Raw genomic sequence first — 21375 nt, forward strand, 5'->3', positions numbered from 1 at the left:
TTGGGCAAGAGAAAAAGTAGAAAAATTCTATTTAAAAAATATGATAGATTAATTTTTTCAGTAGCTGTTTCCTGCTTTTCGCACTCGCTTTTTTCCAGATCCTGAATTAAATTCAGGAAACATCAAAAAAGAGCTCAAACATTAGCCTGTGCTGAGCGTAGACGAAGTACTATAATCAGGGCTAGACTTGTTTGCCAACGAATTGTAATATCTTTATTTTTCTTTTTTTTTAGACAAACCATTTGCGTTAGCGATTGAAGCCTTTCGACTTCGCTCAACACAAGCTTTATCCTTTTTGCTATTTTAGCAAAAAGATATAGCGAAAAGCGCGACCTTTAGGGAACGCCCAAATAATTATTTTTAGAAAGCATATAATTTAGTATTTTTGTAAAACTTCGAGGATGATTTCTTTCCCACGCTGAATTTCTAGAACTACTAGAAGGATAAAGGTAGAACAGGAATGTTTTTAGTATAAACATTTAATAAAATTAAAATGGCTGTTTTAGACACATTAACTTCGCAAGAAGCAATCGAATTAGAAAACAAATATGGTGCACATAACTATCATCCACTTCCAGTGGTTTTGAGTAGAGGAGAAGGTGTACATGTTTGGGATGTAGAAGGAAAAAAATATTACGATTTTTTATCAGCATACTCCGCTGTAAACCAAGGGCACTGTCACCCAAAAATTGTAGATGCAATGACAAATCAGGCAAAAACATTAAGTTTAACTTCGCGTGCATTTTATAATGATATGTTGGGTAGATACGAAAAATTTGCCTCAGAATATTTTGGTTTCGATAAGTTATTACCTATGAATACAGGTGCAGAAGCTGTAGAAACCGCTTTAAAAATTGCTAGAAAATGGGCTTATGAAGTAAAAGGAATAGATGAAAATAAAGCAGAAATTATTGTTTGCGAAAATAATTTTCATGGTAGAACTACTACGATTATTTCTTTTTCAAACGACCCTGTTGCGCGCAAAAACTTTGGACCCTACACCAAGGGTTTCCTAAAAATTGAATATGATAATTTACAGGAATTACAAGAAGCTTTAGAAAGCAGCAACAATATAGCCGCATTTTTAGTGGAGCCAATTCAAGGTGAAGCTGGGGTTTATGTTCCATCTGAAGGATATTTAGCTGCTGCTAAAAAAATGTGCGAAGACCATAACGTTTTATTTATTGCAGACGAAGTGCAAACAGGAATTGCAAGAACAGGTCGTTTATTAGCTACTTGTGGTAACTGTTCTTGCCCAGAAAAAAACTGCTCTGGTACACCAGAAGTAAAACCAGATATTTTAATTTTAGGAAAAGCACTTTCTGGAGGTGCATATCCTGTTTCGGCTGTATTGGCAAACGATGCTGTTATGAATGTAATAAGACCAGGAAATCATGGTTCTACCTTTGGTGGTAACCCAATTGCAGCAGCTGTTGCAATGGCTGCTTTAGAAGTAGTTGCAGATGAAAAACTTGCTATAAATGCTGATAAGTTAGGTGAAATTTTTAGAACAGAATTAACTGAATTTTGTAAAGAAAACGATTTGGTAAAATCAGTAAGAGGTAAAGGTTTGTTAAATGCAATTTTAATTAACGATACAGAAGACAGTTCTACAGCTTGGGATATTTGTATAAAGTTACGCGACAATGGTTTATTAGCAAAACCTACTCATGGTAATATTATTAGATTTGCACCACCTTTGGTTATGACAGAGGAAGAATTAAAAGATTGTATTTCGATTATTAAAAATACAATTGCTAACTTTAAAAAGTAATAGGCGACTATAAAATTTAAAAAGCTACAAATTTTTTTGTAGCTTTTTTTTTGTTCCTTTTTAAAATAATTTTTTTTACTACATTTGAAAGATAACTAAAACTTTAAAAATTATTATGGAAAACCCAATTACACAACTAGAACAACTTACTTTAAACAATGCTTCTAGAAACTTTTTAAAAGAGACCGCAAAATGGACTTATTTTTTGTCTATTGTTGGTTTTGTTTTTTTAGGATTAATGGTAATATTTAGTTTTTTTGCTGGTGCTTTATTTAGTAGCTTACCAAATTCAGAGATAATGCCTATTGATTTTGGACCAGTAATGACTGTTACATATTTAATATTAGCATTAATTTACTTTTTCCCGATTTTGTATTTATTTAAGTTTTCTACAAAAATGAAAATAGCTTTACAATCTAAAAGTGATGAGGATTTGGCTGTGGCATTCGAAAATTTAAAATCACATTATAAATTTGTAGGGGTGTTTACAATTATTATTATTTCTATTTATGTATTGTTTTTTCTATTAGCAATAGTAGGAGGTATTTTTGCAAACTAAATTTTAATATTTAAAAAAAAGGGAAGCATTTGCTTCCCTTTTTTTTAGTTATTTTTTGTGGTGTCTTTTTTCTTCTTACCAAAAAGTCCGCCTAAAACATCTTTTACTTTATCTTTTGTAGTTTCTTTCGTTTTTGTAGAATCTTTTTTGTCTTTATTTCCTCCCAATAAATCTAATAATTTATCTTTTCCTTTGTCTACCAAATTTTGTTTTTGCTTTTCTACAATGGTTTTCATTAAATTAGAAGTAGCCGATTTTATATCTGTAGAAAAATTGGGGCTCGAAAAACTACCAGTTAAAAGTGCATTTACAGGTATGGTTTTTATTTCTGCAGCGTCTTTTGCGGTTAACTTAGCGATGGCATTGGTTACAGTAGTTCCTAAATATTTAACAGGTAAATTAAAGGTTAGGTTGTAGTTCATTTTATTATCAAAACCATGCTTACCATCAACCTCTATGTCAATATCTTTATAATTTAATTTTATAGGTTTTAATGCAACTTCACCATTATTAAAGGTTAGAAACGCATTAATTCCGTCTAAATTTAATTTATCTAAATCTAAAAAATCTACTTTAGAACTTACAGCACTTAATACTTTAGAGTTGGCAGTATTTAATTTAGGATCTAACAATTTACCAAACAAATCTCCAGAAATAGAAGTTAACACTGGTGTCATACTATCAGATAAATTACCAGAAACGTTAATATTCGAGTTGATTTTACCACCAATAGTTTTGGCGATGGGTGCTATTGCTTTTAGCATCTCTAAACTCGAAAAAGAGTCTTCTATATTTAATTCTTTTAACTTTAAAGCCATGTTAAATGTAGAAGTATTGTTTTTGGTAGATACTTTACCATCAAAATCGATAGTACCTTTAAAAACAGACGAGCTTACATTTTGTAAACGCACAGCTTCGTCTTTTATTGATAAATTACCTGTTACGTTTTTTAAGTTGATATTATCATAAACTACATTTGTGGCATTGGCATTTAAATTGATATCTAAAAAAGCAGGAATTTTTAAAGTAGTAGTTTCGTTATTTTCTTTAGTATTTTCTTCTTTGCTTAAAAAATCATCAACTTTAAAATTATTTGATTTTAAATCGAAATTTCCTTTTAACTTTTGTTCGTTAAATAAAAACCCATAAAAATTATATAAATTTCCGTTTATACTAAGGTCTGAGCTTCCTGTTTTTGCTTTAAATTCTTTTAAATTTATGGTTTTGGTATTAAAAATAACTTCCGTTTTATCTATAAAAAATGGATTTGCTACATCTTTTGCATCATATTTAAAATTAGATAATGACAAAGCACCTGAATTTTTAATGTTTTGATAATTGCCTTTTTCAACAGAATTCATATCGAAATTAGTAGTAACATTTGCTTTTAAAATTCCAGAAAGCTCATTTTCTAATTGAACAGGGTATACTTTACTGATGTTTTCTAAATTAATGGTTCCGTTTGCTTTTAGGTTTATCAGAGGGTTTACTGTAAAATTAGCTACACTACCATTTGCATTAAAAACATCTTTATCTATAGTAAATGAAGCTCTATGAATGTTCACATAAGTATCTTTTAAAAAACCAGTTTTGTTGATAATATTAGCATTTAAGTTAATATTATTTACAGCTTTTGGTAAATCGGTATATTTAAACATGGCGTTTTTAGAGCTAAAAGAAATGTCTAAATTTGGAATTGTTTTTTCTGAATACGTTCCTTTAACAGTTCCTTTTAAATCAAAATTCCCCGCTGTTTTTACATCATTTAAATTGCCAGAATATTGCTTAGGCACTAAAGCTAAAAGGTTTTTAAATGAGCTTGTAGGTGTTTTAAAATCAATATCATATAATTGATTTTCGTCAACCAACTGTATAAAACCACTAAACTCTAAGGGTAATTGATTGATATAACCTGTATTTTCTTTAAATGTGTATTTAGTGTTTTTTAAATCGATACCTAAAATGGCATCTAATTGAACATCAACGTTATTTAGGTAGTTTATTTTATCTAAATCAAAAGAAACTTTTGCAGAAGTTTTGGTGTCTAAATCTAAAACTTCTTGTGCAAAATTTCCTGTTCCTGAATGATAAATACTATCTACTTTAAGTTTTATTTGAGAGCTTTCATCAAAATAGATAAACTTTAAATTGGTAGCTCGATAAGATTTTATATTCAACGAGACCCCAGTACTTGTTGTATCTTTTGGAGTGTTTTCTTTTTCTAGAGCAATGTCGTAATTGCCTTTGTTTTCTTTGTTAAAAAAAATGTTTACTAAACTGTTTTCTACAGCAATACCTTCTATATCTAGCGTTTCAGATTCGTTTTTAAACAATTCTGTAACTTTAAGGTTGATGTTTAGCTTCTTCGAAAAAAACAAAGTATCCCCTTTAAATGGAGCTTTATTTATAATGGCAATATCGTTAATCTGTAAACTAGCGTTGGGAAAGTCTCTAAACAGACTTAAATCTGTTTCGTTAAAAGTAATGGTGGCATTTATATTATTATTGGCAGTATTTTTAATCATCTGCACTATTTTGTCTTTAAACAAAAAAGGGATACAAACTAATGCAATTAATAAAACTGTAATTGTAATAACAGTCGCTTTTATAATTTTTTTTGCTAGTGGCTTTTTCTTTTTTTCTGTGCTCATAAAACGGGTTTTCTTAAAAACAAAAATACCTCTTTTAAAAGAGGTATTTTTGTTTAAATACTGTTAAAAGTAACTCAATAGAAATAGTTACATGTGATAAAAAAACTAGATTTATTTAAACATATCCATGCCTGGTATGTTTGGCATGCCATCTTTAGCAGCAACAGCCATTTCGGTTTCGTTAATTTTTGTTGCCTTTTCTATAGCTTTATTTAAAGTTAAAATTAAATAATCTTCTAATTCTTCTGCATCATTTAAAAGTGATGGATCTATAGAAATTGCTTTAATTTGTCTATTTGCAGTAAGTGTTACCTTTACTTTATTGTCTGTAGAATTTTCATCAACCAAAACAGTATCTAATCGTTTTTTAGTTTCTTCTACTTTTTTTTGAGCTTCCTTAAGCTTACTCATCATTCCAGAAATATCTCCAAACATATTTTATTGATTTTATTCGTGTTAATTCACGTACAAATTTACTAAATTTACTAAGAACTAAATTCAACTAAAAATGAGAAAAATATTTTTATTCACTTGCATATTAAGTCTTATTTTTGCAACCGCTTGTAAAAATGATAATATGAAGAGTACAGACGCAAAAGCACCCGTTGCAAAAAAACAGCCTACCAAATTAGAAATGCATGGAGATGTAAGAATAGACAATTATTTTTGGATGCGCTTATCGGATGCACAAAAATTGGCTGCGTTTAAAGACGAGCAATCCCAAGAAGTAATTAATTATTTAGAAGCAGAAAACGCTTATTATGATGATGTTACAGCTTACTCTAAAAATTTCGAAGAGCAATTATTTGAAGAAATGAAGGGTAGAATAAAGGAAGATGATGCTTCTGTACCTTACAAAAATAATGGTTATTACTACATTACGCGATATGAAAAAGGGATGCAGTACCCAATTTATAGTCGTAAAAAAGAAAACTTAGATGCAGCAGAAGAGATTTTATTTAATGTAAATGAAATGGCTAAAGATTACGATTATTATCAATTAGGTGGTTTAAATGTTTCTCCTGATAATAAATTGGCTGTTTTTGCAACAGATACTGTTAGTAGAAGACAATATTTTTTAAGAATTAAAAACTTAGAAACTGGCAAAATTTATACAGATATTATAGACAATACAACTGGTGGCTCTGTTTGGGCAAATGATAACAAAACTATTTTTTACACAAAAAAAGACCCAATTACGCTTAGAAGCGAAAAAGTTTACAGACATGTTTTAGGTACTTCAACTTCAGCAGATGTAGAAGTGTATCACGAAAAAGATGATACTTTCGGTGTTTACGTAACCAAATCTAAGTCTAAAAAATACATTATAATTGGTTCTTACAGCACAGTTTCTACAGAAGCACAATTTTTATATGCAGATAATCCAACAGGTAGTTTGCAGATGATACAACCAAGAGAAAGAGATTTAGAATACAGCGTTTCTCATTTTGGAGACCATTTTTACTTGTTAACAAACAAAGACAATGCAACCAATTTTAAATTGATGAAAACGCCTGTTTCTACACCCACTAAAAATAATTGGGTTGATGTAATTCCTCATAGAGAAGATACACTGTTAGAAGATTTTTCAATCTTTAAAGAGTATTTATTGTTAGAAGAAAGAACAGATGGTTTAAGTAAAGTACGCATCAAACGCTGGGATGCAAAAGAAGACTATTATTTGCCATTTAATGAAGAAACGTATTCTGTGGGCGTGTATTCAAATCCAGATTTTGATACAAATATTATCCGTTATTCTTACAATTCTTTTACAACTCCAGCTTCTGTAATTGATTTTAACATGGCAGATAAATCTAAAGAAGTTAAAAAAGAACAAGAGGTTTTAGGGGGCAAGTTTGATAAAAATAATTACAAAAGCGAAAGAGTTTGGGCAACTGCCAGAGATGGAAAAAAAGTAGCTATTTCTTTAGTATATCATAAAGACACAAAACTAAATAAAGAAACGCCATTATTGCAATATGCTTATGGTTCTTATGGATATACAATTCCAGATGGTTTTTCTACCACACGTTTAAGCTTATTAGACAGAGGTTTTGTATACGCACTAGCACACATTCGTGGAAGCCAATATTTAGGAAGAGATTGGTACGAAGATGGTAAAATGTTGCGTAAGAAAAACACCTTTACAGACTTTGTAGATTGTTCTAAATTTTTAATAGAAAATAATTATACATCTCCAAAACACTTATATGCAATGGGTGGTTCTGCAGGAGGTTTGTTAATGGGGGCTGTTGTAAATATGAATCCAGAATTATACAATGGTATTATTGCTGCTGTACCTTTTGTAGATGTGGTTTCTACAATGATAGACGATTCTATACCTCTTACAACTGGGGAATATGATGAATGGGGAAATCCCAATAACAAAGAATATTACGATTATATTAAATCTTATTCGCCTTATGATCAAGTAGCATCTAAAGCGTACCCAAATATGCTGGTAACCACTGGTTTTCACGATAGTCAAGTTCAATATTGGGAACCTGCGAAATGGGTAGCAAAATTAAGAGAGTTGAAAACAGATAATAATCTATTATTGTTACACACCAATATGGAAGCAGGTCATGGCGGTGCTTCTGGACGTTTTGATGCACTAAAAGAAACAGCAAAAGATTATACATTTTTCTTAGCCCTAGAAAATAAATTGGGAACAGAACCAATTAAGCCTTAAAATCAATTTTTATTTCAATCTTAAAAATGTACTTTTGCACCTTGTAAAAGTGAAACCTCACAAGTTAAACTTGTGAGGTTTTTCATGAAAAAATCTCATGATAAAGAATACTGGCATACATAATAATATTTTAGAATTAGTTGGAGAAACCCCACTAATAAAACTTCAAAAAATAACAAAAAAATTAAAAGGTTCTTATTTTGCTAAAGTAGAAGCTTTTAATCCTGGTCTTTCTTCAAAAGACAGAATTGCAAAGCATATTATAGATGTTGCCGAAAAAAAAGGCATCCTAAAAAAAGGAGCAACTATTGTAGAAACTACTTCTGGTAACACAGGTTTTAGTCTTGCAATGATTAGTATTGTAAAAGGTTATAAGTGTATTTTAGCTGTAAGCGATAAATCTTCTCAAGATAAAATAGATTTATTAAAAACGATGGGTGCAGAGGTGCATATTTGTCCAGCAAATGTTCCAGCAGATGACCCAAGATCTTATTATGAAGTGGCTAAGACTATTCATAAAAAAACAAAGAAATCTATTTACATCAATCAATATTTTAATGAGCTTAACATAGAAGCACATTACAGATCTACAGGGCCAGAGATTTGGCAACAAACACAAGGTAAAATAACACATTTAGTAGCTGCAAGTGGCACAGGAGGTACTATTTCTGGTGCAGGGAAATACTTAAAAGAACAAAATCCAAACATTAAAATTTTAGGTGTAGATGCCATTGGTTCTGTTTTAAAAAAATACCACGAAACAGGAGAATTTGACACCAATGAAATAAAACCTTATAAAATAGAAGGTTTGGGCAAAACGCTAATACCAACGGCTACAGATTTTGATGTGATAGATATTTATGAAAAAGTAACCGATAAAGAAGCTGCTTTTTCTGCTAGAGAAATTGTAAAAAAAGAAGGTATTTTTCCTGGCTATACTTCTGGAGCAGTCATACAAGCTACCAAGCAATATGCAGCACAAGACTTTTTTAATGATGATAGTTTTGTGGTACTAATTTTTCCAGATCATGGTTCTCGTTATATGAACAAAATTTACAACGATTCTTGGATGAAAAAACAAGGTTTTATAGCTTAAAATAAAGGTTTTCTCAATTTTTTTAAATTGGATTAACTGTTAAATTTTTTCTACCTTTGTAAACTTCAAAAAACAGTAGAAAAAATGACGGTAGATTTATTTGATAGAATTATAAAAGACAAAGGTCCCTTAGGTAAATGGGCAGAACAAGCAGAAGGCTATTATGTGTTTCCTAAATTAGAAGGTCCTATTTCTAACAGAATGTCTTTTAACGGAAAAAAAGTAGTTACATGGAGTATTAACGATTATTTAGGATTGGCAAATCATCCTGAGGTTTTAAAAGTAGATGGAGAAGCTGCTCTAGAACATGGTATGGCTTATCCAATGGGTGCTAGAATGATGTCTGGTCATACACCTTATCACGAACAATTAGAACGCGAATGCGCTGAGTTTGTCAACAAAGAAAAAGCATATCTTTTAAACTTTGGTTACCAAGGTATTATGTCTGCAATAGACGCCTTAGTTACAAAAAATGATATTATTGTGTATGATATGGACACACATGCCTGTATTATAGATGGTGTGCGTCTGCATGCTGGTAAACGTTTTGTATATCGTCATAATGATATGGAAAGTTTTGAGAAAAACATAAAACGTGCTGCAAAAATGGCAGAAAAAACAGGTGGAGGAATTTTAGTAATTTCTGAAGGTGTTTTTGGCATGCGTGGAGAACAAGGTCGTTTAAAAGAAATTATTGCTTTTAAAAAAGAATATAATTTTAGACTTTTGGTAGATGATGCCCACGGGTTTGGAACTCTAGGAGAAGGAGGCAGAGGTACAGGTTTTGAACAAGGTGTACAAGATGATATCGATGTTTATTTTGCAACTTTTGCAAAATCGATGGCAGGTATTGGTGCTTTTTTAGCTGGAGACAAAGATGTAATTCAGTTTTTACAATACAACTTACGTTCTCAAATGTTTGCAAAATCTTTACCAATGGCAATGGTAAAAGGTGCTTTAAAGCGTTTAGATATGATTAGAACGATGCCAGAATTAAAAGAAAAATTGTGGAAAAATACAAATGCTTTACAATCTGGCTTAAGAAATGCTGGTTTCGATTTGGGCACTACACAAACCTGTATAACACCCGTGTATTTAAAAGGAGATATACCAGAAGCAATGGCAATGGTTAATGATTTACGAGAAAATCATGGTATATTTTGTTCTATTGTGGTGTATCCTGTAATTCCTAAAGGATTAATCATTTTAAGGTTGATACCTACAGCAACCCATACTCAAGAGGATATTGATGAAACTATTACAGCTTTTACTGCAATTAGAACAAAGTTAGAAGATGGTACTTATAAAAAAATTGCTGCAGCTTTAGTTTAAAAGAATTTTACACATAAAAAACCTCAAAACAGTAACGTTTTGAGGTTTTTGTATTTTAATAAAATTGGAATTTTATTTTACATCCATTAACTCCACATCAAAAATAAGTGTTGCATCTGGTGGAATTACACCACCTGCACCTGCAGAACCATAAGCTAAGTCAGAAGGAATTACAAAACGTGCTTTATCACCCACGTTTAATAATTGTATTCCTTCATCCCAACCAGAAATTACTTGGCCAACACCTATGTTAAAATCTATCGGTTGTTTTCTTTTGTAAGAAGAGTCAAATACTGTACCATCTAATAATTGCCCTTTGTAATGTACAGAAACGCCTGCACCTTTTGTAGCTTTTTTTCCAGTACCTTTTTGAATGATTTTATAACGTAAACCACTATCAGTTTCATCATAACCAGCAGCAACTTTGTCTAACATTTCTTGTTGAGCCGCTTTTGCTTCTACTTCTCTTTTTTCTCTAGCACCTTCAAAAGTTCTAAAAGCTTCTACCGCATTAAAACTTTCTGCTTCACTACCAACTCTTACAATTTCTACAGACATTTCATCTCCTTGTGCAACAGCGTCTACTACGTCTTGTCCTTCTATAACCGTTCCAAAAACAGTATGTTTACCATCTAACCATGGAGTAGGAACGTGGGTAATATAAAATTGACTTCCGTTTGTAGCTGGACCAGAATTTGCCATCGCTAACTTTCCTGGTGCATCATGTTTTAAATCTGGGTGAAATTCATCATCAAATTTATAACCTGGGTTTCCAGTTCCTGTTCCTTGTGGACAACCCCCTTGAATCATAAAATCAGGAATTACTCTATGAAATTTTAAACCATCATAATAAGGAGTTCCTTGTGCTTTTGCTGAGTTTTCTAAGTTTCCTTCTGCTAAAGCAACAAAGTTACCAACAGTTCCAGGAGTTTTTTCGTGTTCTAATTGTACTAAGATTTCACCTTTAGATGTGGTGAATTTTGCATAGATTCCGTTATTCATATTGTTTTAATTTATTTTTTTAGATTTAATATTGATAAACTATAGGTAAAACCTATGTTTAAGTTTGTTGAGTTTACATTTCCATAGGGAGATATCATTTGTCCTGCAGAGATGTTAAAGTTAAAATCTTCATTTACATGATAATTAATACCAGCTGTAGGCCTTATTAAAATACCTTCTCCAGAATCTACACCACCACCACCAGCAACACCAGCAGCAGCTTCTGCAAATAGAGATATTTTATTATTTAAAAATTTACTCGATTTAATACCTAAACCAAAAATACCATGCGCATATCCACCAGCACCACCGTCATAAGCAAAAGAAGCCTCACCAGAAACATAGAGTTTTTTTGTGATGTCGTAATTTAACTTTAGAGCTAGTTGTTGTAAATCTCTATCTGCTCTGTCTAAAATGGCTACATCATAATAAGTTTGATTTTGTACACCAATTTGTACACCTTGTGTTTTTATAGTTTTGCCTTTTTTATTTGTTTCTGGGTTGATAGCACCACCACTTAAACCATAATACTTTAAACTAACTCCAGAAGTTAATGCTTCAAAAGTACCACCAATAGATCTATGATAACCACCATGAAAACTTAAACCAAAATGATCTGAAAAACGAACATCTAAACCTGCACTTGGATACATGGTTAATCCGTTTTCAGGAAAAATTCTACCACCAGCTGCACCAATACCCATTTTTGCAAAAAAGTTCACATATTTTGTTTCGATAAAGTTTTTACCAATTCCGAAAAATAAGTCCATAAAACCAGCTCTAAGACCATCATACATCGTGTCTAAGTGTGTATATAAAAATGTATTTGTGGTAATATAACGTTGATATTCGAAACCGATAATTTGTAATGTTTGTGTAATGGGTTGTGTGTTGTTAAAGTTTCCTTGACCATCTGTTCTGGTACTTCCCATTGGAAAAAAGAAATCAAACTTTAGTTGTTGTACACTTTTTATTGCTGGTTTGTTCCAAAAATTATCTTTAAAATCATTATTTATAACAAACTCTTTTTGTGAGTTTGCATAAGAGCCAGCATTAATAGTTGTTGGTATTTCTATAAAAAAAGATACATTATCACCTCCTTGAATCCCTGTGAAAAAGTCTAAATATCCATACTGTACACCAAATGAAACGTTTTTCATTTTATATTGTAAACCAGTATTGGCATAAATAATAGCACCACCATTTACTAAACTTCTAAAACCACCACCACCACCAAAATGAACATTGGTGTCGAAATAAAGATTTTTATAAATAGGTAAATTAACACCTAAATTTACTCCTAATGTAAACAAACCTCCTTGATCTCCAATACTTGCAGCATGAAAACCAGCACCAGTATACAACCAATTTGTCAAAGGTATATTATAGTTAAATCCCATAATACCCGCTCTTGGTTTTAAATCGTAAGTAGAGCCATCACCATAATTGTAAGTAATGTCTGGTTGGTTTATAAAAATATGGTTTAAACGGATGCTATTATTTAGTTTCATCGTTTTTATATCGTCTAAATTACCATCTTGAGAAAACAGTTGGAAGGATAGTATAAAACAAAAGAAGTATAAAATATTTTTCATCGTTTTACTTTTTAAATTCGCTTGTAAAGTGCAATTTTACTGTAGGGTATTTACTTTGTGTCATTTGAATGGTAAATGCAGAATCTGCTAAAAAGACCAATTGCCCTTGTTTGTCTTTTGCTAAATAACGCTGTTTTACTCTTTTAAATTCTTTAAACTCATCATTTTTAGGATTTTCTGGCTCTACCCAACACGCTTTGTGAACTTGTAAATTTTCATAAGTACATTTGGCACCATATTCATGCTCTAATCTGTATTGAATTACCTCATATTGTAAAGCGCCTACAGTACCAATTACTCTTCTTCCATTCATATCTAAGGTAAATAATTGTGCAACTCCTTCATCCATTAACTGGTCTAAACCTTTATACAATTGTTTAGATTTCATTGGGTCTGCATTATTTACATATCTAAAGTGTTCTGGAGAAAAACTTGGTATTCCTTTAAAGTTTAATTCTTCACCTTCTGTTAAAGTGTCTCCAATTTTAAAATTCCCAGTATCGTGTAAGCCTACAATATCACCAGGAAAAGATTCTTCTACAATTTCTTTTTTTTCTGCAAAAAAGGCATTTGGACTCGAGAATTTTACTTTTTTACCATTTCTTACATGTAAATAGGGTGAATTTCTTTTAAACACACCAGATACAATCTTTATAAATGCTAATCGATCTCTGTGTTTAGGATCCATATTGGCATGTATTTTAAATACAAAACCCGTTAATTTTTCTTCTTTAGAATCTACTAAACGTTCTTCTGCTTTTTTTGGTTGTGGTGGTGGTGCAATTTCTATAAATGCGTCCAACAATTCTTTTACACCAAAATTATTTAAGGCAGAACCAAAAAACACAGGCTGTAATTCACCTTTTAAATATTCATCTTGATTAAAAGGAGGATACACTTCGCTAATTAATTCTACTTCTTCTCTTAGAGTATTTGCTGCATTATCGCCAATAACCTTATCTAATTCTGGGTTTGTTAAATCATCAAACTCTACACCATCTGAAACGGTTTGTTTTTTATCTCCAGAAAAAAGATTTAATTTTTTTGCCCATATATTATAGATTCCTTTAAAATCGTAACCCATACCAATAGGAAAACTCATAGGTGTTACACGCAAGCCTAACTTTTGTTCTACTTCGTCTAACAGATCAAAAGCATCTTTACCTTCTCTATCTAATTTGTTGATAAAAACCAGCATAGGTATGCTACGCATTCTACAAACTTCTACCAGTTTTTCTGTTTGTGGCTCTACACCTTTGGCAACATCAATAACCACAATAACGCTGTCAACAGCAGTTAAAGTTCTAAAAGTATCTTCCGCAAAATCTTTATGCCCAGGTGTATCTAAAATATTTATTTTTTTATTTTTATAAATAAAAGCTAATACAGAAGTGGCTACAGAAATACCACGTTGGCGCTCAATTTCCATAAAATCGGAAGTTGCCCCTTTTTTAATTTTGTTGTTTTTTACGGCACCTGCTTCTTGAATGGCCCCACCAAATAGCAACAGTTTTTCAGTTAATGTTGTTTTACCAGCATCTGGGTGAGATATGATACCAAAAGTTCGTCTTCGTTTTATTTCTTCTAAAAAGCTCATCTACAAAATTTGAGGTGCAAAGATAGGTTTTACAAAGAGAATTATCAATCTAAAATTTCTACAGTCATTCTAATGTCTTCAAGAGGCCATTCATCTACACCTACTTTTACTTTAGACATTTTATCCATGGTATCAAAACCAGAAATAACTTCACCAAAAACAGTGTGTTCGTTGTTTAAGTGATGTGCGCCATTTCTGTTATGAACAATATAAAATTCAAAAGGATTTGATAATTTATTAGGGTTGTCTTCCCAATCTCTGGCAGCTGCTAAAGCTCCATATTTATGCCTTCTATGGCTCTTAAATTCTGGTTGAATTCTATAATTACCATATAATCTTCTTTGTTTTACGGTATAGGTTTCATCTGAATTACCTCCTTGAATTACAAAGTTTCTTGCAATTCTGTAAAATTCTGTAGTATTAAAATAGTTGATTTTAGTTAAAAAAATAAAATTGGCTCTATGTATAGGTACATCATTATACAAACGTAATTTTATATTGCCAAATTTGGTTTTTATAATTACTTTGTTTTCTTTGTTTTGCTTGCCATATTCAGTAAAAAAAGCTTCTACATTTGTACTATTTAAACTATCCCAACGTTTTACAACTTTTTTTTCGAGTTTTTTCTTAGATTTATTTTTTTCTATGGATGTAGCCTCTTTTTCTTGTTTATTCTCTTTTTTATCGTTTTTACATTGATATAAAGCGAATAAACATCCAATAAAGAAGCCGTATTTTAAAATTTTCATTCTATAATATTATTATGATTTCAAAGATAAATCATCAAAATAAAAGAATAGAAAAATTTGATAGGTTTTATTGTTTTTTTAAGAATTGTTGATGCCTCATTCCTTATTTTTGTGACAATGAAAGAACAAGTTATTTTAGTAGATGAAAATGATAAACCAGTCGGTTTAATGGAAAAAATAGAAGCGCATGAAAAGGCATTATTACACAGGGCTTTTTCTGTTTTTATTTTTAATGAAAAAGGAGAGTTAATGCTACAACAAAGAGCAGCCTCTAAATATCATTCGCCTTTATTATGGACCAACACTTGCTGCTCGCATCAAAGAGAAGGCGAAACCAATATAGAAGCAGGTAAAAGGCGTTTGCAAGAAGAAATGGGATTTAGCACAGATTTAAAGGAGGTATTTTCTTTTATCTACAAAGCACCTTTTGATAATGGCTTAACAGAACATGAATTAGATCACGTGATGATTGGTTATTATAATGAAGCTCCAAAACTAAATAGTGTAGAGGCAGAAGCATACAAATGGATGCCTTTAGAAGAAGTAAAAAAAGACATTGAAGAAAACCCGCAAATATACACTGCGTGGTTTAAAATTATATTTAAGAAATCTTACGAAAAACTAACCCATGCCTAAGGTAACCGTTCATAGAAAAGCGCATTTTAATGCTGCACACAGATTGTATAGAAAAGATTGGAGTGATGAAAAAAACTTTGAAATTTTTAGCAAATGTAGCAATCCAAATTTTCATGGACACAATTACGAGTTAATTGTTTCTTTAACAGGTGAAATTAATAAAGAAACTGGCTACGTTTTTGATTTAGGTATTTTAAAAAATTATATAAAATCTGAAATTGAAGACTGTTTTGATCATAAGAATTTAAACTTAGAAGTACCAGAGTTTAAAGACTTAAACCCAACTGCAGAAAATATTTCTGTAGTTACGTATCAAAAACTTAGAAAACTATTGCCTAATCATTTAGATTTAAAAGTTACACTTTACGAAACACCTAGAAACTTTGTAAGTTATTCAGGTGAGTAGTTTTTAATAATTTTTAAAATATAAAAAAAGCCTCGTTTACAATTATGTAAACGAGGCTTTTAAATTTTATCACTAAGAATAATTAGTTTTTACTCTTGTTTTTAAATTCATCAAATTTATCACCTTCTTTTTTAGGCCAGCTGTTGTTAGATGTATCTACATCTGCTGTTTCAAAATCTGGGTCTACAACAATTTTGGTAATTTCTTTAGTAGAAGCAAATACTCTTTTTGCACTAGTATCACTTCTCATCCAAATTTGTGCAGGAAAAGTTTCTCTTTTAGTTGAACCATCTGCATAAGTTAACTCTACAATAATTGGCATAATTAAACCTCCTGGTTTTTCAAATTCTACAGAATATAAATAAGAAGGCACTTCTTTACCATCTGCATATTTATTCATCGCATTTGCATTGGCATCTTCTTTTTTATCTGTAATGTATACCAAGTCGCCTAAATTATCAAAATATTGTTTGTATTGTTCTTTTAACTTAGTTACTCTTTCACTTGCTTTGTCAGTTAAGTATAAAGGTCTTACTGCTTTAATACCTATATCTGTAACATCTGTAGTGTAAAACCAACCTCTAAAAAACCAGTCTAAATCCATACCAGATGCATCTTCCATAGATCTAAAGAAATCTTCTGGTGTTGGGTGTTTAAACATCCATCTTTGAGAATACGTTCTAAATGCATGGTCAAACAATTCTGGTCCCATAATTGTTTTTCTTAAAATATATAAACCTGCTGCTGGTTTAGAATATGCATTTGGTCCAAATTGTTTTACATAATCTCCTTGAGACATAATAGGAGAGATGTTGCTTTGGTCTCCACCCATATATCTTGTAATGCTTTTTGCAGGATTTGAAGCAAATAATTCAGGATCATATACATCTTCTGCTAAAATTTCTACAAACGAGTTTAAACCTTCATCCATCCAAGTCCATTGTCTTTCATCAGAATTTACAATCATTGGGAAAAAGTTGTGACCAACTTCGTGGATAATTACACCCAACATTCCTTTTTTAGTTCTGTCAGAATAAGTTCCATCTGGATTTGGTCTTCCAAAGTTGAAACAAATCATTGGATACTCCATACCTTGTCTTTCTGAATGCACAGAAACAGCTTTTGGATAAGGATAATCAAACGTTAATTTAGAATATTCTATTAATGTAGTTGCTACAGCTCTTGTAGAGTGCTCTTCCCATAAAGGATTTCCTTCTTTAGGATATAAAGAAGTCGCCATTACTGTTTTACCATTAATGTTTACAGCCATTGCATCCCAAATGTATTTTCTAGATGTTGCAAAAGCAAAATCTCTAACTTTTTTAGCTTTAAATTTCCAAGTTTTAGTACCATTTGCACGCCCTTTTTCAGTTTTTTCAGCTTCTTCTTGTGTTACTATGATCACAGGGTTATCAAACGATTTTCTGGCTTTTTCCATACGTTTGCGTTGTGTTCTTGTTAACACATCTTTTTCGTTTTGTAAAGTACCAGTAGCTTCAACAATATGGTCTGAAGGTACTGTTAAGTTTACTTCATAGTCTCCAAATTCTAACGCAAATTCAGAACGACCCCAAAACTGCATGTTTTGCCAACCTTCTACATTATTATACACTGCTAATCTTGGAAAAAACTGTGCAATTGTATAATTGTTATTTCCATCTTCAAAAGTTTCTAAACCAGAACGACCACCATCTTTATTAATGTCGTTCACTTTATAATTCCATTGAATTCTAAACTCAAACTTTTTACCTGGTGCCAATGGTTCAGATAAATTAATACGCATCATGGTTCTGTTAATGGTATGTGATAATGGCTTACCATTACTTTCTACCTTAGTAATATTGTAACCGAAACCTTTTTTTTCGTTCATGTAAGAACTCTTAAAATTATCTGGTGTTACAAATGCAGATGCACTATTAGATTTTGCTAACGGAGTTTTAGAATCATCTGCTCTCATATTTTGGTCTAATTGCACCCATAAATATTCTAAGTGATCTTTAGAATTATTGTGGTAAGTAATTTCTTCATCACCATAAATTCTATTGTTAGGCTCGTCTAAACGAATGTCCATAACATAGTCTACTTTTTGTTGTGTATACTGATGTCCTGGAGCACCTGCTGCATTATGCTGGTCATTTGGAGTAGCCAAAACATCTTTCATTTGTCTGAATTTGTTTTGGTCTGTGTGTCCTTGTTGTGTTTTGCTTCCTTTTATTTTATTTTCTTGGGCTAATGTTGCAAAAGAAATAAAGAATAAAGAAAAAGCTAATAAGGTTAATTTTTTCATATTTGATTGCTTTGTTTTAATTCTGTCGCCTAAATTAAGCATAACTATGCAATTATGTTAAATTTTGTTAAAGTTTTAACAAATCTTTATTATAAAAAAAACTGCTTAAAGAATGGTTCTTTAAGCAGTTTTAAATGTTTTGTAACTAATATTTAGTTTTTCATTTTCTTTTTAAATTTACTAAACTCATCGTCTTTGTTTCTTGGAAAACTGTTGTTAGAAGTATCTACGTCTGCAGTTTCTAAATCTGGGTCTACTACAATTTTAGTAATTTGCTTGTCAGAATGTACAGCTTTGGTTACTTGATTGTCATTATATCTCCAAATTTCTGCTGGATACATTTTCTTTTCTTTTGTACCGTCATCATAGGTAAATTCTACAATAATTGGCATTACCAAACCACCAGGTTTGTTATAGGTAATTTCATAAAAATACTTAGATTTTGCATTTTTAGGTTTTTTAATAGCTAAACCTTCGCTTGTATCTTCTACAAAATCAATTGTTGTATTGTTGCTATCTTCTGCATAAAATTTTCTAACTTCTTGTATACCAATATCTGTAACGTCTGTTGTGTAAAACCAACCTCTCCAAAACCAGTCTAAGTCTACACCAGAAGCATCTTCCATAGTTCTAAAAAAGTCTGCTGGTGTTGGATGTTTAAATTTCCATCTTTTTGCGTAGGTTTTAAATGCGTGGTCAAACAGCTCTTTGCCCATTATGGTTTCTCTTAAAATCCATAAAGCTGTTGCTGGTTTACCATAAGCATTATTACCAAAACTATATACATTGTCTCCTTTAGACATTATTGGTGCAATTCTAGATTGATCTCCAGCCATATATCTTACAATATTTTTTGGATATCCTCTAGTGATTGGGAAGTTAGGGTCGTAATCTAACTCTGCCAACATTTCCATATAAGAGTTTAAACCTTCATCCATCCAAGTCCATTGTCTTTCGTCTGAATTTACAATCATTGGAAAAAAGTTATGTCCCACTTCGTGGATTGTTACTTTTATCATTCTGTATTTTGTTCTTTCAGAGTAAGTTCCATCAGGATTTGGTCTTCCTGGATTGAAACAAATTTGAGGATATTCCATTCCCATTTGCCCATCTACAGAAATGGCTTTGTGGTAAGGATAATCAAACGTATATCTAGAATATGTTTTTAAAGTTTGTGCCACTGCTCTTGTAGAATGATCTCCATACAAAGGATTCGCTTCTTTAGAATATAATGATTCTGCCATCACAGTTTTACCATTAATATCTACAGCCATAGCATCAAAAATAAATTTTCTAGAACTTGCAAATGCATAATCTCTTACGTTTTCAGCAACAAATTTCCATGTTTTGGTTTTTGTAGCTTTTGTTTTTTCTATTTTTTCTGCTTCATCTTGTGTTCTAATTATTACAGGTTCATCAAATGTTTTTCTTGCTTTTTTTAATCTTCTTAATTCTTTTCTAGAAAAAACATCTTCTGGATTTTGTAAAACACCTGTTGCACCTAGCATGTGGTCTTCTGGTGTGGTAATGTTTACTGTGAAATCTCCAAATTCTAGTGCAAACTCGCTTCTTCCCCAAAACTGGTCGTTTTGCCAACCTTCTACATTATCGTACACACACATTCTTGGGTAAAATTGTGCAATTACGTAGTTGTTATTTCCATTTTCTGTAAAATGCTCGTAACCAGATCTACCACCTTGTGTTCTATGGTTGTTGATGTTATACCACCATTTTATTTTAAATTGAAATTTTTCTCCAGAAGCTAAAGGTTGCACTAAATTTATACGCATCATGGTTTGATTAATGGTGTGCGATAAATTACTACCATCTATATTTTTAACACTTTCTATCTTAAAACCACCATCAAAAGGCGCATCAATATAAGACTTGTTGAATCTTGTTTTTGATGTTCTATTTGGTATTTTACTAGATTGAATATCAGGCGTCTTAGAATCTGCAGCTCTCATGTTTTGGTCTAACTGCACCCATAAATAAGATAAAGTGTCGTCTGAATTGTTATGGTATGTAATGGTTTCATCACCATAAATTCTAGTGTTTGCATCATCTAAAAGAATATCCATTGTATAATCTACCTTTTGTTGAGTGTATTTTATACCTGGCGCACCAGATGCTGTTCTTTGTAAATTTGGGGTTGGCAAAAGTTCTTTTAACTGTTTAAACTTGTTTTGATTGGTATGGCCTTGTTTTGTTTTAGATTCTTGTGCTAAAAAAGCGCTAGATATAAAAAACATAGAAAGGAATAATAAGCCCAGTTTTTTCATAATTGTTGGTTTTATTTATTGAATTAATAGGTTAGTTTGCTTTGATGATTTTCTTTAGTTAACAACACACTTTTATTTTTTGACCCTACTTTAGACTTTATTAGGTTTTGTTGTTCTGGAAAGTGCTTTGTTAATATTTTATTGTTTATATCAATTGATTTTACTTGATTTATATTTTCTATTTCTAGGTAAAAATAAACCAAATCACCTTCATATTCTTTACCAATGTAATTAAAGTTGGCAGCAACATCATTAATCTTAAATGTTAATTTGCTTTTTAAGTATTTCTCAAAATAGATATCGTTATTTTCTAATTCTTTTTTTGTGGTAAGTTGTAAATCGATATCATAATCTTTGTTTAGAGCAAGCTCAATATCATCCATAAAAACACTGGTAATTATTTGTACAGATTTTGCTTTGTCTTTAAATTTAATTTGTGTTAAACTTAAATAATATTTATGTGTTGTAAAAGATACTATTGGAATTATTAAAAGTATTAATAGTAGTTTATTTATTTTCATACTTGTTTTTAAAACAATGATTGCGCCAATTTACTCTTTTTTTATAATTTTTAAATAACTTTTGCTTTCTCTTTGAAAAATTTTGATAATATCTAACACCTTATCCTCTTTATGTAATTTTTCTATACCTAAAGGATTGCAATATTCTAAAAAATGAAAATAGTTTTCTACAGGTATTTTTAATTCCTCAAAAAAG

General features: G+C 31.1%; 16 protein-coding genes. 7 read left to right on the forward strand and 9 right to left on the reverse strand.

Annotation, left to right across the window (positions count from 1 at the left end; all coding sequences use genetic code 11):
- Positions 1-493 precede the first annotated feature (493 nt).
- On the forward strand, positions 494-1774 hold the full coding sequence (rocD, locus tag ACTG3S_RS10725) for an ornithine--oxo-acid transaminase (RefSeq protein WP_439129352.1): 1281 nt from the start codon (positions 494-496) through the stop codon (positions 1772-1774).
- 115 nt (positions 1775-1889) lie between these two features.
- On the forward strand, positions 1890-2333 hold the full coding sequence (locus ACTG3S_RS10730; RefSeq protein ID WP_439129353.1) for a DUF5362 family protein: 444 nt from the start codon (positions 1890-1892) through the stop codon (positions 2331-2333).
- A 44-nt stretch (positions 2334-2377) separates the two neighbouring features.
- Here ACTG3S_RS10730 and ACTG3S_RS10735 read toward each other — a convergent pair whose 3' ends face one another.
- Both ACTG3S_RS10735 and ACTG3S_RS10740 read right to left on the reverse strand, forming a co-directional pair.
- Positions 2378-4984, reverse strand: coding sequence for an AsmA family protein (locus ACTG3S_RS10735; protein WP_439129354.1), 2607 nt, complete (start codon positions 4982-4984; stop codon positions 2378-2380).
- 111 nt (positions 4985-5095) lie between these two features.
- Positions 5096-5419 carry a YbaB/EbfC family nucleoid-associated protein gene (locus ACTG3S_RS10740; protein ID WP_439129355.1) on the reverse strand — a complete coding sequence of 108 codons (324 nt, stop codon included), beginning with the start codon at positions 5417-5419 and terminating at the stop codon, positions 5096-5098.
- A 142-nt stretch (positions 5420-5561) separates the two neighbouring features.
- On the opposite strand from ACTG3S_RS10740, the gene ACTG3S_RS10745 reads away from it, so the two are divergent.
- From ACTG3S_RS10745 to ACTG3S_RS10755, 3 genes are all read left to right on the forward strand, one after another.
- Positions 5562-7676 carry a S9 family peptidase gene (locus ACTG3S_RS10745; RefSeq protein ID WP_439129356.1) on the forward strand — a complete coding sequence of 705 codons (2115 nt, stop codon included), beginning with the start codon at positions 5562-5564 and terminating at the stop codon, positions 7674-7676.
- A 97-nt stretch (positions 7677-7773) separates the two neighbouring features.
- Positions 7774-8772: a PLP-dependent cysteine synthase family protein gene (locus ACTG3S_RS10750; RefSeq protein ID WP_439129357.1), complete on the forward strand. Its 999-nt coding sequence runs from the start codon at positions 7774-7776 to the stop codon at positions 8770-8772.
- Between the two features lie 84 nt (positions 8773-8856).
- Positions 8857-10104: an aminotransferase class I/II-fold pyridoxal phosphate-dependent enzyme gene (locus ACTG3S_RS10755; RefSeq protein WP_439129358.1), complete on the forward strand. Its 1248-nt coding sequence runs from the start codon at positions 8857-8859 to the stop codon at positions 10102-10104.
- A 72-nt stretch (positions 10105-10176) separates the two neighbouring features.
- Here ACTG3S_RS10755 and ACTG3S_RS10760 read toward each other — a convergent pair whose 3' ends face one another.
- From ACTG3S_RS10760 to ACTG3S_RS10775, 4 genes are read right to left on the reverse strand one after another with little or no spacing between them, the layout of a single operon-like run.
- Positions 10177-11106, reverse strand: a complete 930-nt coding sequence (locus ACTG3S_RS10760) for a peptidylprolyl isomerase (protein WP_439129359.1) — start codon at positions 11104-11106, stop codon at positions 10177-10179.
- A gap of 11 nt (positions 11107-11117) precedes the next feature.
- The gene (locus tag ACTG3S_RS10765) at positions 11118-12701 is read right to left on the reverse strand and encodes a hypothetical protein (protein WP_439129360.1); all 1584 of its coding nucleotides are present in this window, start codon (positions 12699-12701) and stop codon (positions 11118-11120) included.
- Between the two features lie 4 nt (positions 12702-12705).
- Complete coding sequence (locus ACTG3S_RS10770) at positions 12706-14298, reverse strand: peptide chain release factor 3 (RefSeq protein ID WP_439129361.1); 1593 nt, start codon at positions 14296-14298, stop codon at positions 12706-12708.
- Between the two features lie 44 nt (positions 14299-14342).
- Positions 14343-15047: a peptidylprolyl isomerase gene (locus ACTG3S_RS10775; protein WP_439129362.1), complete on the reverse strand. Its 705-nt coding sequence runs from the start codon at positions 15045-15047 to the stop codon at positions 14343-14345.
- Positions 15048-15164: 117 nt separating this feature from the next.
- Between ACTG3S_RS10775 and idi the strand changes: the two genes are divergently transcribed.
- On the forward strand, positions 15165-15683 hold the full coding sequence (gene idi / locus ACTG3S_RS10780; RefSeq protein ID WP_439129363.1) for an isopentenyl-diphosphate Delta-isomerase: 519 nt from the start codon (positions 15165-15167) through the stop codon (positions 15681-15683).
- A complete protein-coding gene (locus ACTG3S_RS10785) occupies positions 15676-16089 on the forward strand; it encodes a 6-pyruvoyl trahydropterin synthase family protein (RefSeq protein ID WP_439129364.1) in 414 nt (137 codons plus the stop codon). The genes idi and ACTG3S_RS10785 overlap by 8 nt, the downstream gene beginning before the upstream one ends.
- An 82-nt stretch (positions 16090-16171) precedes the next feature.
- On the opposite strand, the gene ACTG3S_RS10790 is transcribed toward ACTG3S_RS10785, so the two are convergent.
- The 3 genes from ACTG3S_RS10790 to ACTG3S_RS10800 form a co-directional block, all read right to left on the reverse strand.
- A complete protein-coding gene (locus ACTG3S_RS10790; RefSeq protein ID WP_439129365.1) occupies positions 16172-18376 on the reverse strand; it encodes a M1 family metallopeptidase in 2205 nt (734 codons plus the stop codon).
- Positions 18377-18528: 152 nt separating this feature from the next.
- Positions 18529-20658 (reverse strand): M1 family metallopeptidase, encoded by a 2130-nt coding sequence (locus ACTG3S_RS10795; RefSeq protein WP_439129366.1) that lies wholly within the window; start codon positions 20656-20658, stop codon positions 18529-18531.
- A 23-nt stretch (positions 20659-20681) separates the two neighbouring features.
- Positions 20682-21179: a DUF6702 family protein gene (locus ACTG3S_RS10800; protein ID WP_439129367.1), complete on the reverse strand. Its 498-nt coding sequence runs from the start codon at positions 21177-21179 to the stop codon at positions 20682-20684.
- Positions 21180-21375: the final 196 nt, after the last annotated feature.

Source organism: Polaribacter sp. (assembly GCF_965656025.1).
Lineage (GTDB): Bacteria > Bacteroidota > Bacteroidia > Flavobacteriales > Flavobacteriaceae > Polaribacter.